General features: G+C 42.4%; 12 protein-coding genes. 8 read left to right on the forward strand and 4 right to left on the reverse strand.

Going from position 1 to position 13,027, the window contains the following annotated elements; translation table 11 throughout:
- Positions 1 to 22 precede the first annotated feature (22 nt).
- Positions 23 to 592 carry a manganese efflux pump MntP family protein gene (locus RF007C_RS08045; RefSeq protein ID WP_037299017.1) on the forward strand — a complete coding sequence of 190 codons (570 nt, stop codon included), beginning with the start codon at positions 23 to 25 and terminating at the stop codon, positions 590 to 592.
- Between the two features lie 72 nt (positions 593 to 664).
- Here RF007C_RS08045 and RF007C_RS08050 read toward each other — a convergent pair whose 3' ends face one another.
- Positions 665 to 2,122, reverse strand: coding sequence for a dockerin type I repeat-containing protein (locus RF007C_RS08050; protein ID WP_037299019.1), 1,458 nt, complete (start codon positions 2,120 to 2,122; stop codon positions 665 to 667).
- Between the two features lie 50 nt (positions 2,123 to 2,172).
- Entirely contained in the window at positions 2,173 to 2,349 is a 177-nt protein-coding gene (locus RF007C_RS16965) for a DUF4250 domain-containing protein (protein WP_019678579.1), read from the reverse strand.
- Between the two features lie 604 nt (positions 2,350 to 2,953).
- On the opposite strand from RF007C_RS16965, the gene RF007C_RS08055 reads away from it, so the two are divergent.
- From RF007C_RS08055 to RF007C_RS08075, 5 genes are all read left to right on the forward strand, one after another.
- Positions 2,954 to 3,448, forward strand: a complete 495-nt coding sequence (locus RF007C_RS08055) for a complex I 24 kDa subunit family protein (RefSeq protein ID WP_019678580.1) — start codon at positions 2,954 to 2,956, stop codon at positions 3,446 to 3,448.
- Positions 3,449 to 3,518: 70 nt separating this feature from the next.
- Positions 3,519 to 5,378 carry an NADH-quinone oxidoreductase subunit NuoF gene (locus RF007C_RS08060; RefSeq protein WP_051456604.1) on the forward strand — a complete coding sequence of 620 codons (1,860 nt, stop codon included), beginning with the start codon at positions 3,519 to 3,521 and terminating at the stop codon, positions 5,376 to 5,378.
- 14 nt (positions 5,379 to 5,392) lie between these two features.
- Complete coding sequence (locus tag RF007C_RS08065; protein WP_037299023.1) at positions 5,393 to 7,141, forward strand: NADH-dependent [FeFe] hydrogenase, group A6; 1,749 nt, start codon at positions 5,393 to 5,395, stop codon at positions 7,139 to 7,141.
- A 107-nt stretch (positions 7,142 to 7,248) separates the two neighbouring features.
- The gene (locus RF007C_RS08070; protein ID WP_019678583.1) at positions 7,249 to 7,470 is read left to right on the forward strand and encodes a hypothetical protein; all 222 of its coding nucleotides are present in this window, start codon (positions 7,249 to 7,251) and stop codon (positions 7,468 to 7,470) included.
- Positions 7,471 to 7,526: 56 nt separating this feature from the next.
- Positions 7,527 to 8,141 (forward strand): rubrerythrin family protein, encoded by a 615-nt coding sequence (locus RF007C_RS08075; protein ID WP_037299025.1) that lies wholly within the window; start codon positions 7,527 to 7,529, stop codon positions 8,139 to 8,141.
- A 41-nt stretch (positions 8,142 to 8,182) separates the two neighbouring features.
- Here RF007C_RS08075 and RF007C_RS08080 read toward each other — a convergent pair whose 3' ends face one another.
- Both RF007C_RS08080 and RF007C_RS08085 read right to left on the reverse strand, forming a co-directional pair.
- Complete coding sequence (locus RF007C_RS08080; protein WP_037299027.1) at positions 8,183 to 9,538, reverse strand: MATE family efflux transporter; 1,356 nt, start codon at positions 9,536 to 9,538, stop codon at positions 8,183 to 8,185.
- A gap of 81 nt (positions 9,539 to 9,619) precedes the next feature.
- Positions 9,620 to 10,255 carry a glycerol-3-phosphate acyltransferase gene (locus RF007C_RS08085; protein WP_019678586.1) on the reverse strand — a complete coding sequence of 212 codons (636 nt, stop codon included), beginning with the start codon at positions 10,253 to 10,255 and terminating at the stop codon, positions 9,620 to 9,622.
- A gap of 242 nt (positions 10,256 to 10,497) precedes the next feature.
- Between RF007C_RS08085 and RF007C_RS08090 the strand changes: the two genes are divergently transcribed.
- Entirely contained in the window at positions 10,498 to 11,055 is a 558-nt protein-coding gene (locus RF007C_RS08090; RefSeq protein ID WP_037299029.1) for an RNA polymerase sigma factor, read from the forward strand.
- Positions 11,056 to 11,066: 11 nt separating this feature from the next.
- Positions 11,067 to 13,013: a hypothetical protein gene (locus RF007C_RS08095; RefSeq protein ID WP_037299030.1), complete on the forward strand. Its 1,947-nt coding sequence runs from the start codon at positions 11,067 to 11,069 to the stop codon at positions 13,011 to 13,013.
- The last annotated feature ends 14 nt before the right edge of the window (positions 13,014 to 13,027 follow it).

Raw genomic sequence — 13,027 nt, forward strand, 5'->3', positions numbered from 1 at the left:
TTTTTTTTGAGAGGGTATTTTTATGGGTATTGCTGAATTACTTTTGTTATCTTTGGGATTGGCAATGGATGCTTTTTCTGTTTCGGTCTGTAAGGGACTTTCTATGAAAAAGCTCAATATGAAAGGCGGCGTAATAACTGCATTGTTTTTCGGCGTATTTCAGGGGCTTATGCCTGTGATAGGATATTTCCTCGGAAGCCGTTTTGAAAAGATAATAAGCTCTTACAGTCACTGGATATCCTTTGGATTGCTTGCCTTTATTGGCGGAAAAATGATATTGGAAGCTTGTAAGCGCGATGAAAATGAAGTGAATGACAAGGAATACAAGCTTGATTTGAAGGAACTTTTTATTCTTGCGATAGCTACAAGTATAGATGCTTTGGCGGTAGGTATAGTATTTGCTGCTGAAAAGACGAATTTGATTTTTTCTGTATCGGTTATCGGAATAATTACATTTATACTTTCGCTATTGGGCGTATTTATCGGCCATAAATTCGGAAGTAAATATGAAAAGAAAGCTGAATTTGCAGGCGGAACTGTACTTGTGCTTATAGGCGTAAAGCTTCTTCTCGAAGGACTTGGAGTTATTTAAACAGAAAACCGAGGGCTTTTTGAATATACCCTCGGTTAGCTTATTTATTAAGGACTGCTTCGGCAGTCTGTTTTATTTTTCCTTGATAACAAGAGGAAGTGATTCTATCTTTTTGAGAAGATATTCCTGTATTGCTAGTGCATCGTCTGATGTAAGTCCCTTTGTGGAGGGATCAACATCGCCGTTGAGCTTGCCCTGAGATGTTAGGTGCTTTTCATCAGTACCTTCGATTCCATACTTGTTGGGGTTAGCAAGAGACTGCATGATGAGTATAGCGTCTGCAAGATCGACATTCTCATCACAGTTGGCGTCACCGTAGAATATGGTAGTTGACGGCTCAGATGAAGTAGTAGATGATGTGGTAGTATCAGAAGTTGTGGTTGAAGAAGTAGAAGAAGAAAAAGTAGTAGTAGTTGTTGTTGTTGTTGAAGTAGATGTTGTAGTGGTTATATCAGAACCCTGCGCATTCCATATTGCCTTGAAGGAAATGCCAAGTCCCGGAGCTGCTCCCTTTATGACATATTCCTCACCCGGCTGAACAATAGTATCACCATTCTGCCAGCCGCCGAATACGAAACCTTCATTTGATACAGTGCATTCCGGTGCTATTATTGAAGTATCGGTATATCCGGGAACCTTGATGTAGTCGGCAGTAGAAGAGGTAGGCTTGAAAACTACAACATATCTTATAGGCTTCCAGTTAGGGAACATATGAACATCGTGGGAAGGCATTGTAAAAGTGGAGAGTGCCTCGTAGTCTTTTCCGTCCTCTTCACAGTGCCAGCTTTCGATTGTAAAGCCGTTTCTTGAGAAACGATCGGTTGCCTGAAGTTCGGTGGAAAGTGTTTCTGCGATCTCATATGTCTGTGAAGTTGCTCCGTTTATTCTGTCGGCGTCACCGACGGAATAGATAAGATTATAGAGCTTCTTGAGGTTCCTTTCGAAAATCATATCTTCATCATGGACAATGACTTTAGTGCCTACAAAAAACTCCATGTCGTTATATTTCCATCCGATCTGTTTGTAGCCGGCTTTAGGAAAGACTTGAATGGGAACATTAACGCAGCGTCCCTTAAGGAATTTTTTAGGCGGAACACTTTTTTCGGCTTCTGTATCAATAACACCGTCATTTTCAACTCTGAAGGTTACCTTATGAAAAACAGTGTCCTCTTCGTCGACCCATACAGGTTTAAAGGTCATATCACTTTCACCTACACGGAAAACGTCGGTTGCATTGTAACCAACTATATCATCTGCTGACCAGCAACTGAAAATATAGCCTTCTCTTTCGGGGACAATATTAGTAATAAATTCCGATGAATTAGGTCTTACTTCGATGTCTGTGAGTTCGGGGACGTTGCCGTCTTCGTCAGCAGGAATGTAAACGCCTTCCTCGCTGAGATCGTAATGGATTGTACAAGTAGTCTTTTCTTCTGTATCAGCTCCGGTTGCAAATCCGCTGTTGAAGGAACAGAATGCAATGACCGCTGATGTGCTCAATGCAAAAAATGATTTTGATAAGTGTTTCATAAGCCCTCCCATCCGGTGCTTTTGCACCGATCAATCGTCTCAAAAAGACATTATTTGAATGAATTTGCGTTAGGATCGTAAAAGTATCCTATGCCGCCCAGCTTAGATGATATATAATCCTGTTCAACGCAAAGACTCTTGCATAGCTCTTCAAAAGAAGGATATTCATCACGAAGAAGAGTATTTATATAACTCAGAAGGATAACCGGATCATTTGGTAAACTCATAATTGACTCCTTTGCCGAAGCGACTGAAATTTTCCGCGGAATGCAGTGCAGGACATTCGCGGAAAAAGGTGAAATAAGCAATATATGATGCTTATTTGTATGTTATAAAAATAATATACAATAGGAAAAGAGATTTGTCAATAAATTTTGAAAAATATAAAAAACGAACTTTTAGTAAATATGTATTTTTCTTTAACTTCAATAAAGGCTTTTTGATGATGGCAATAAATGAGAAACTTTCGAACGGTATTACGGAATCGCATATGTATTCCTTAACAACTTTTAGTAGGAAATAATTATATTTTATTAAAGAAATATTCATACATTGACATTAACTTAATGTAGTGCTCCGGAATAGAAATAATAGAGAAGAACCAACAACATTGACACTTGTAAATGTTGAGTTTATATGAAAAATAAAAATGTGCATTATTGTGTAAAATGCACAGTAATATAGGCTTTAATTAGGCTAAATTGGAGATAGAAATTTTCTATTATATATGATATAATATTAAAGATATGTGAGATGTGATATTTTGTCTCATCTATATTTTATATATGACATTGTTACATTTTTCACAGCTAAAATAAGGAGGTCCATTAAATGAATTCAGCTAAATCAACTGTTCCCTTCAAGGGTACTCCCGAGCAGGAGGCTGAGCTTCTCAAGGTTATCGAGGAAAAAAAGAACGATAAGGGTTCTTTGATGCCTATCCTTCAGAAGGCTCAGGAAATCTACGGCTACCTTCCAATTGAGGTTCAGGCAATTATTTCCGACAACACAGGTATTCCGCTTGAGAAGATCTATGGTGTTGTAACCTTCTATGCTCAGTTCTCTCTTTATCCAAAGGGTGAATACACTATTTCTGTCTGTCTTGGTACAGCTTGCTATGTTAAGGGTTCCGGAGATATTTACAATAAGCTCCAGGAAAAGCTTGGAATAGGCGGAGGCGAGTGCACACCTGACGGTAAGTTCTCACTTGACGCTTGCCGCTGCATCGGTGCCTGCGGACTTGCACCTGTTCTCACAGTAAATGAGGACGTTTACGGCCGTCTCACTGTTGACGACGTTGATAAGATCATCGAAAAATACGCTTAATTCCAAACATTACCATTTAGGAGGTTAACTTATGAAGACTCTTGAAGAACTCAAGGTTGTCAGAGACAGCATGAAGGGCGAAGTTGCTCTCAGAACACATGGCAATGCTTCTTCAAAATATGAAAGACATGTCCTTGTCTGCGGCGGTACAGGATGTACTTCTTCAGGCTCTCCCAAGATCATTGAAGAGCTTGAAAAGGAATTCGCAGAAAAGGGACTTACAGATAAAGTTCAGATCGTTAAGACAGGATGCTTCGGACTTTGCGAGCGCGGTCCTATCATGATCGTATATCCCGAGGGCTCATTCTACTCACGCGTTAAGGTAGAAGAGATTTCACGTATCGTTGACGAGCATCTCATCGGCGGTACCCCTGTTAAGGAGTTCCTCTATGAGGAAACAGTAGCAGGCGATGAGATCAAGGCTCTCGACGATACTTCATTCTACAAGAACCAGAAGCGTGTTGCTCTCAGAAACTGCGGTGTTATCAATCCTGAGAACATCAACGAGTACATAGGCCGTGACGGTTATGAGGCTCTCGGCAAGGTTCTTACAACAATGACTCCTGAGGACGTTATCCAGACTATCCTTGATTCTGGTCTCCGCGGACGTGGAGGCGGTGGATTCCCCACAGGTATGAAGTGGAAACTTGCAAGAAATATCGTTCCCGATGCTGACCAGAAGTACGTTTGCTGTAACGCTGACGAGGGTGACCCGGGCGCATTCATGGATCGTTCCGTACTCGAGGGCGACCCCCATGTTGTACTTGAGGCTATGGCTATCGCCGGTTACGCTATTGGCGCAACACAGGGTTACATTTATGTTCGTGCAGAGTATCCTATCGCTGTTGAGCGTCTTAATATTGCCATCAAGCAGGCACGTGAGACCGGAATGCTCGGTAAGAACATCTTCGGCACTGACTTCTGTTTCGATATCGACCTCCGTCTCGGTGCAGGCGCTTTCGTTTGCGGTGAGGAGACAGCTCTTATGACATCTATCGAGGGCAACCGTGGTGAGCCCCGTCCGAGACCTCCTTTCCCTGCTGAAAAAGGTCTCTTCCAGAAGCCTACTATCCTCAACAATGTTGAGACATATGCTAATATTCCTCAGATCATCCTCAACGGTGCAGAATGGTTTGCATCAATGGGTACTGAGAAGTCAAAGGGTACCAAGGTATTCGCCCTCGGCGGTAAGATCAAGAACACCGGTCTCGTTGAAGTACCTATGGGAACAACACTCCGTACCGTTATCGAGGAGATCGGCGGCGGTATCCCTAATGGCAAGAAGTTCAAGGCTGCTCAGACAGGCGGACCTTCTGGCGGATGTATCGATCCTTCAAACTTCGATATTCCAATCGACTACGATAACCTCATCGGTATCGGTTCAATGATGGGTTCAGGCGGACTTATCGTTATGGACGAAGATAACTGTATGGTTGATATCGCTAAGTTCTTCCTTGAATTCACTGTTGACGAGTCCTGCGGTAAGTGTACTCCTTGCCGTATCGGTACAAAGAGAATGTGGGAGATACTTGACAGGATCACAAAGGGCAAGGGAAATCTTGAGGACCTCGATAAGCTCGAAGAACTTGCTTACCATATAAAGGCTAACTCACTCTGTGGTCTTGGCCAGACTGCTCCTAATCCTGTTCTTTCCACACTCAGATGCTTCCGTGATGAGTATATCGCTCACGTTGTTGATAAGAAGTGTCCTGCTGGCGTATGTAAGGACCTCCTCAGCTTCGAGATCGAAAAGGATAAGTGTATCGGTTGTGGTATGTGTGCTAAGCAGTGTCCTGCTTCCGCTATCACAAGAACAGACTACATTGCACCCGGCAAGAAGCTTGCTGCAATGGAGATCGACAAGAATAAGTGCGTAAAGTGCGGAGCTTGTATCGCTACATGTAAGTTCAAGGCAATCATCAAGAAGTAAGCGGAGGAATAGTAATGGAAAATATTACAGTAAAAATCAACGGTGTTGAATTAGAAGTCCCCAAGGGCACTACTGTTCTTGAAGCTGCTCACATGGCCGGCTTTGAAATTCCTACACTTTGCTATATGAAGGAGATCAATGAGATCGGTGCCTGCCGTATCTGCGTTACAGAGGTTAACGAGGGCAGAGGCTTCCGTCTTGTTGCAGGCTGCGTATATCCCTGCTCCAATAATATGGAGATCCTTACAAGCTCACCCAAGGTTATCGAGTCCAGAAAGAGAACTCTTGAGCTCATTCTTTCAACTCATGACAGAAAGTGCCTCTCCTGCGTAAGAAGCGGCAACTGTGAGCTTCAGAAGCTCGCTAAGGACTATGGCGTTGAGGATGCTACAGTTTACGACGGCGTTAAGAACGAGTATGAGGTTGACAATTCTGCTCCCCATATGTATCGTGATAACAACAAGTGTATTCTTTGCCGCCGCTGTGTAGCAGTATGTGCAAAGACACAGGGCATCGGCGTTATCGGTGCTAACGAGCGTGGCTTCAAGACATATATCGGTTCTGCATTTGATATGGGCCTCGGCGAGACAAGCTGTGTATCCTGCGGACAGTGTATCGCAGTATGTCCTGTTGGCGCTCTCTCAGAGAAGGACTATACCAAGGAAGTTATGGCAGCTATCGCAGATCCCGAGAAGACAGTTCTCGTACAGACAGCTCCTGCTGTTCGTGCCGGTCTTGGCGAGTGCTTCGGCAATCCTATCGGTACAAATGCAGAAGGAAAGATGGCAGCTGCTCTCCGCAGACTCGGATTCGATAAGGTTTTCGATACAGACTTTGCTGCTGACCTTACTATCATGGAAGAGGCTACTGAGTTCCTCGATCGTTTCTCAAACGGCGGAACACTTCCTCTTATCACTTCATGTTCACCAGGATGGATCAAGTTCTGTGAGCACTACTATCCTGATCTTCTCGATCACCTTTCAAGCTGTAAGTCACCTCAGCAGATGTTCGGTGCAACAGCTAAGACATACTACGCTCAGAAGATGGGGATTGATCCCAAGAATCTTGTTATGGTATCAATTATGCCTTGTACAGCTAAGAAGTTCGAGATTGGCAGACCTGATCAGAACGCAGCTGGCGTACCTGATGTTGACTACGCTCTTACAACACGTGAGCTGGGCAGAATGATCGAGCGTGCAGGTATCCTCTTCAATTCACTTCCCGAGGAGAAGTTTGATGATCCGCTCGGTATCTCAACCGGTGCTGCTGTTATCTTTGGTGCTACAGGCGGCGTTATGGAGGCTGCTCTCAGAACAGCTGTATATACACTCACAGGCGAGAACGTAACAGATCTCCCCGAGGTTCGTGGTACAAAGGATATCAAGGAAGCAACATATGACGTTGCAGGCAATAAGGTAAAGGTAATTGTTACAAGCGGTCTTGCTAATGCAAGAAAGGTTCTTGACGATATCAGAGCAGGTAAGTGTGATGCTCAGTTCATTGAGATCATGGCTTGTCCCGGCGGCTGTGTAAACGGCGGCGGTCAGCCTCAGGTTCCCATGGGCATCAGAAACTTTGTTGATATCAGAGAGGAAAGAGCTAAGGTTCTCTATAACCTTGATAAGTCTATGCCTCTCAGACAGTCTCATGAGAATCCTGCTATCAAGAAGGTATATGAGGAATTCTTTGAGAAGCCCGGCAGCCACAAGGCACATGAGGTTCTCCATACATCTTATGTTAAGAGAAAAGTCAATGAAATATGACTAAAAGCTGAATTCATTATTGGGCGGACGTAAAGTCCGCCCTTTTTATTGACATAGTATGTAGAAAGTGATATAATACTATATATAAATCATTAGGGGGGCATTTTATGGATAAAGTATGTGAATACTGTGCTGCTAAGGTTGTTTCCGGTACGCTTGTTTCACCATATCTTGTACAGTTTTATCCTGAAGGTGAAGAAAAGAAGTTGAAACCGAAGAGAAGTCAGGTGATTTGTGATGCTTGTCCTCAGTGCGGACATATCCAGAATATCCGTCTGAAGGATCCTGAGAATATTATGAAGTATCGTTATACGATCCTTGATGACTGATAAGTGAATAAACAATTATCTGCGTGGGTATAATACTTCCAAAAGGAGGTAATATCATGCAGATGAACTATAATGAAAGTCAGACGAGAAAAAACCTTATGCGAGCTTTTGCAGGAGAATGTCAGTCGCGGCAGCGATATTATCAGGCAGCACTCATTGCACAGCAGCAGAAGCTTATCGGGCTTGAAAGAATGTTTCGCTTTACAGCCGAACAGGAGGAACGTCATGCAATGGTGTTCTGGAAGCTTATGAAGGCTGGCTCGGGAAGTACTGTTGATATTTCTGCAGGTTTTCCCGCTGATGTATTTGATGAGATTCAGCAGCTTCTTGACGCTTCGGCAAATGAAGAGGATAAGGAATTCAGTAAGGTCTATCCTGATTTTGCACGCATTGCAAGAGAAGAAGGTTTTACAGAAGCAGCTGAGAAATTCAGTATGATCGCTGAGATAGAAAATATCCACAGAGCACGTTTTCAGTATTACGCCGGACTTTATAAGGCTGATATGCTTTTTCGCAGCAATGATACCGAACAATGCTGGATGTGCTTGAACTGCGGTCATATTCATAAAGGGAGCGAGCCTCCTGCCGAATGTCCTGTTTGCAGTTCTGCACGTGGATATTTCATACGTGAAGAAGAGGCGGCGTTTACGTCCTGTGATGTTGTAGGGTAAAAAATAAGCCTGGGAGCATAGAGCTCTCAGGCTTTCTTATGTTATTTCTGCTGTTTTTTTATTTTTCTCATCAGTATTTTGAAAACAAATAATTCTGTCAGGAATGTTGCTGCCCATGAAATCGCATATGAAAGATAGAGACTTTTAATAGAGTGATACTCGGGGATTCTGAATACAATATATATCCAGCCAAGTCTTATACCTACGACTCCGGCTACTGTTATCAGCATTGGCAGTACAGAGCTTCCGAGTCCTCGTATCAGTCCCGTTGTAACGTCCATAAGTCCGCAAAGGAAGTAAGGAAGCATAATGTATGTCATTCTTACCATTCCGTATTTTATTGCTTCCTGAGAATCGGTTATGTATATACCGAGAAGTGTTTTTTCGAAGAATAAAGCGATCAGACCAAGTGCTGCACCTGTGCAGAATACAGAGATAAGGCAGATCCACATTATTTTTCTTATACGGTCTATTTTGCCTGCTCCGAAGTTCTGGCCGGTAAAATTAAGAGCAGTCTGACTGTAGGAATTCATTGAAGTATAAACAAAACCTTCAATATTCTGAGCAGCTGCATTTCCGGAATTAACTATCGGACCGAATGAGTTGATGGATGACTGGATTATAACATTTGAGGCAGAAAAAAGCGAACCCTGTATACCTGCGGGAAATCCGATCTGAAGAATTCGTTTGAGCTGTCGCCGGTAAATATGCAGCTTCTTTATCTCAAGTCTGCACGCATCTTCTCTTTTCATAAGGGCAATTATTATGAGCCCAGCCGATAATATCTGGGAGATAATTGTAGCTAGTGCAACGCCGGCTACATCCATTTTGAAAAATATTACAAATATAAGGTTGAGGAGAACGTTCAGCACACCGGCGGCTGTAAGGAAAAATAGTGGACTTTTTGTATCTCCGGCAGCTCTGAGTATGGCAGAACCGAAATTATAGATCATGCTTGCGATGGTTCCGCAGAAATATATACGCATATAAGAAGCTGCAAGATGCAGCTGCTGAGACGGAGTTTTCATCATCTGAAGGAATGATTCGGAAAAGAATACACCTATCACGGTCAAAACTGCGCCGCTGATAAGAGCAGTAGGAATGGCAGTATGAACAGTTTTGCTTACGTCATCGTTTCTGCCTGAGCCTATACCATGAGCTACCGTAACGCCTGCGCCAACTGAAAGGCCGATAAACATATTGACCATCAGATTTATAAGGGCACCTGTTGAGCCTACCGCACCAACCGAGTTGCTTCCGCAGCATCTTCCGACAACTACAAGGTCGGCTGCATTGAAAAGAAGCTGCAAAACACCGGTTAAAATTATAGGTATGGTATATAATATGATCTTGCTGATAAGAGGACCTTCGCACATATCCGAGGATCTTCCTTGCATAAAAAAGACTCCTGTCTGCCGCATGATTGCCTTACGCCGCGGCTTGCGCAATAAAGAGGAAAAAGCCCCCTAAGGGACTTTTTAAGTACTTCCGTTTTTTCTTATTCTTGCGATCTCCTGATCTTTTTTCCACAAAAAGCTTATATGAGCTTCAGTGCCGTTCTGGATACGTTTGAAGTTTTCGATGTGCTTGAACAGGATCACAAGGGAAACCGCGGATAGAATTGCGGTGCCGATGGGATCGCCTGTAAGCAGAGCATATATCATAGTAAAAATGACCGAGCCTGTAACAGGTACGACGCAGACATAGTCCATAGAAAAACCGAGTATTATTTCGAAGGAAAGCAGGCCTGCAAAAACAAGAGGATTAAAAGCAAGAATGGTACCTCCCAGTGATGCAAGTCCTTTTCCACCGTGAAATTTCATTAAAAAAGGAAAGATGTGACCGAGTATACAGCAAGAACCTGACAGTATCTTGGCATATCTGACGTGCGGAAATAAGAAAGCGGCGATCAATGAAGCTGCAACGGCTTTTAAAATGTCAAAAACAGCAACAAAAAGGCCTGCTTTTTTTCCCATAGTTATAACAGTGTTTGAAGCTCCCGCATTACCCGATCCCCGCTGGCGTATGTCAAATCCCTTGATCTTTCCTATAAGGAATGCAGGATTGATATTGCCGATGAGGTAACCGATAAGAGCGGATAATATTATCTGCATATTGACCCCCTGTAAGATAAAGCAGAAATGACGGAATAAAAATGTACCATTCGTCTCACATTTACTAATATAATACCATATTCCGCAGCAAATGTAAAGCCCCTGTATAAATTTTTTATAGGTAACAGGTCGATTTCTATGTTAAAAAATAAAAATATATGCTATGCTGTTTCAGACAGCCAGTACTTAACGATATGAATATATGAAAGGGGAAAATGTATACATGATCAGGAGAGATGAAAATGACGGATAACGAGTTGCAGCAGATGCTGAAGAACGATCCAGAAGCTGGCCAGCGATTTTTTTATGATAAATACTTCAATTATGTATATACTATCGTATTCGCAAAGCTCAAGGGCAGTGTTTCATTAGATGATATAGATGAGTGTGTCAGCGATGTATTTGCTAACTGCTTTGTATATTTCGATAAACAGTCTGTTATACAAGGAGAGCTTAAAGCCTTTACAGCATCGGTTGCAAGGCGAAAAGCGATAGATACATACCGGAAAGTAAGCAGACATAATGGTAATGTGTCGCTTGATGATGCAGGCGAGCTCGTTGCAGAGGATAATGTCACTCGATCAGCCGAGGAATCAGAACTTCGCAGATTGCTGTATGAGAAGGTGGATGAGCTTGGAGAACCGGATTCCACGATTATAATCCAGAAGTATTATTTTGGCAGGAGTTCAAAGGAAATAGCCGAGATAGTCGAACTATCGGCAGACAACGTAAGAGTCAGATGCAGCAGAGCAATAAAGCGTCTGAAAGATATGCTGTTTGCAGCCGGATTTACAAGATAGGAGGAGATAAAATGAAAGATCAGCTTGATTATCTGTTCAGTGATAATGATGATGATATAGAAAGAATTGCGGATAAGTATAAGGCAGCAGGGGAAAAAGAAAAAGAAAAAATATATGAGAAAAGCAAAAGAAAGTATAATATTATGAAGGATGAGGATACAAGAATAAACGATGATGGTTTCATAAAAGAAGCTGAAGGCGTAGAAAGGTATAATCGTCCGAGCTGGATACGTTTTATCTGCGGAGCTGCTGCGGCTTTTGTGCTTCTTGGAGGAGCATTGGGCGGCGTTTTGCTTTCAAGATCGCAGAAAGTACAGCATATGGATCATGGCAGCGATGTTGAAGAGCTTTCAACGGACGCTATAGTACAGAATAACAATGTGGATAAAAACGAAGTTGTTGACACTCTTATAAGCAATTATGAGCAGATCATGAGAACACAGTATCCTGTCGGAGCAGATAATGAGGATCATATCTGGTTTAAAGTTGATGTTTATGATGAAACCAGCGATTCAACAGTGAATAAAACCAGAGAATATTATGCAGTGACTGATAATGAGCTCGATACACATATTGAATTAACTTCAAAACTCAGCGAAACTTTCTGTGATGAGTTGTATAATGATTATTTAGGTAAGGACTTCAGTAATTTTGAAGTAGGATATGATTTTGAAGATGACAGCAGGATCGAAAAGTATCTGGCTAAATTTATTGTTTATAATGATAAGATATATGCGCTCAGTCTTATAGAACCAACGGCAAGTTACGACAAGGGCTTTGAGGAGCTCTACAATTTCAGCGAATATAAGCTTATATCTTCGAAATTTACTGAAGGCGGCAAGCTTTTGTCCGGAGATACACAGTACTTTTCGGAAAAAGATGAGCCTGAAGCATATAAAGGTCTTGTGACCTGCAAGAGAGTATATGAAAGAGCTGACGGTGGAAAAGTAACGGCAGAGATACAGATCATACCTAAGGACGAATCATGGCGAATAGCTGCATTTGATGTCAATGCCGATCTTGTGGAAAAAACTGTCCCAGAGCCCACTACCCAGCCTGCTGAAGAGACTCATAATGAGGAAGAATTCGCCGAGCTTCAGCTCCATGAACGCAGGATATGTGCAAGCTATGAAGAGGCGAAGGAGCTTGTAAATGAGTTGGAAAAAGCATGGCAGAATGGCACTTATACCTTCAAAAAGATCGACAAAGAGAAATATATCAAGCAGATAATAAGCTCAGAGAACACTGAGGAGCTCAATTCAGTTGAGAATAAGAGCTATGTATATCATATGCTGAATAACGGCTTCCGTTATTATGATACGGCAGATGCAAGCTATGAGGAAACCGGTGAGGAAAATGGAAGCTATTATGAATCTACCGAGCGCAGCATAGCCGATAACCGCGGTAAATATATGTACAATGAATTTGTAATGAACTCAGAATCAGGCAACGATCATATCACATGGTATATAAATGATACACAGTGGATCACAGTTGACCATAAGACAAAGTTCTACACTGAGGACAATGAATATGTTCAGACATATGAGACCGAATACGTTCCTGATAATGACCGTATCATAGAGTGCTATGCTCCTGGCGGAGAGATAATACTTGCAGGAGCGTTTACAAACTGTATCCTGACAGGGTGCAGCAACGAGTGCCTGCACCCTGACGCGGACGGAATGTTTGATTTTGATACTTGGTTTATCGAGGGTACTGAGGAGTTTCTTGGCAGAGAATGTGTAGCGATACATCAGAATAACAGCAGATATAATAAACAGATGCTGGTCGACATGAGAACGGGAATAATCATGAGAAGTGTCTGTACCTCCAATGAAACAGGCGATACTCAGACTATGAAGGTAACAAGTATAGAGATCGACAAGCCTATAGAATATAAGACATTTGATCCAACAGGCTATGAGCCTAAACCAACAGAAATAACCGCAGGATAAAAAATATCCCCTTT

It is taken from the genome of Ruminococcus flavefaciens 007c (assembly GCF_000571935.1).
GTDB classification, from domain to species: Bacteria; Bacillota; Clostridia; order Oscillospirales; family Ruminococcaceae; genus Ruminococcus; species Ruminococcus flavefaciens_F.

Coding starts and splice junctions, on each gene's coding strand:
- RF007C_RS08045 (WP_037299017.1), top strand. CDS start 23: ATGGGTATTGCTGAATTACTTTTGTTATCTTTGGGATTGGCAATGGAT.
- RF007C_RS16965 (WP_019678579.1), bottom strand. CDS start 2,349: ATGAGTTTACCAAATGATCCGGTTATCCTTCTGAGTTATATAAATACT.
- RF007C_RS08075 (WP_037299025.1), top strand. CDS start 7,527: ATGCAGATGAACTATAATGAAAGTCAGACGAGAAAAAACCTTATGCGA.
- RF007C_RS08065 (WP_037299023.1), top strand. CDS start 5,393: ATGGAAAATATTACAGTAAAAATCAACGGTGTTGAATTAGAAGTCCCC.
- RF007C_RS08085 (WP_019678586.1), bottom strand. CDS start 10,255: ATGCAGATAATATTATCCGCTCTTATCGGTTACCTCATCGGCAATATC.
- RF007C_RS08090 (WP_037299029.1), top strand. CDS start 10,498: ATGACGGATAACGAGTTGCAGCAGATGCTGAAGAACGATCCAGAAGCT.
- RF007C_RS08055 (WP_019678580.1), top strand. CDS start 2,954: ATGAATTCAGCTAAATCAACTGTTCCCTTCAAGGGTACTCCCGAGCAG.
- RF007C_RS08070 (WP_019678583.1), top strand. CDS start 7,249: ATGGATAAAGTATGTGAATACTGTGCTGCTAAGGTTGTTTCCGGTACG.
- RF007C_RS08050 (WP_037299019.1), bottom strand. CDS start 2,122: ATGAAACACTTATCAAAATCATTTTTTGCATTGAGCACATCAGCGGTC.
- RF007C_RS08080 (WP_037299027.1), bottom strand. CDS start 9,538: ATGCAAGGAAGATCCTCGGATATGTGCGAAGGTCCTCTTATCAGCAAG.
- RF007C_RS08095 (WP_037299030.1), top strand. CDS start 11,067: ATGAAAGATCAGCTTGATTATCTGTTCAGTGATAATGATGATGATATA.
- RF007C_RS08060 (WP_051456604.1), top strand. CDS start 3,519: ATGAAGGGCGAAGTTGCTCTCAGAACACATGGCAATGCTTCTTCAAAA.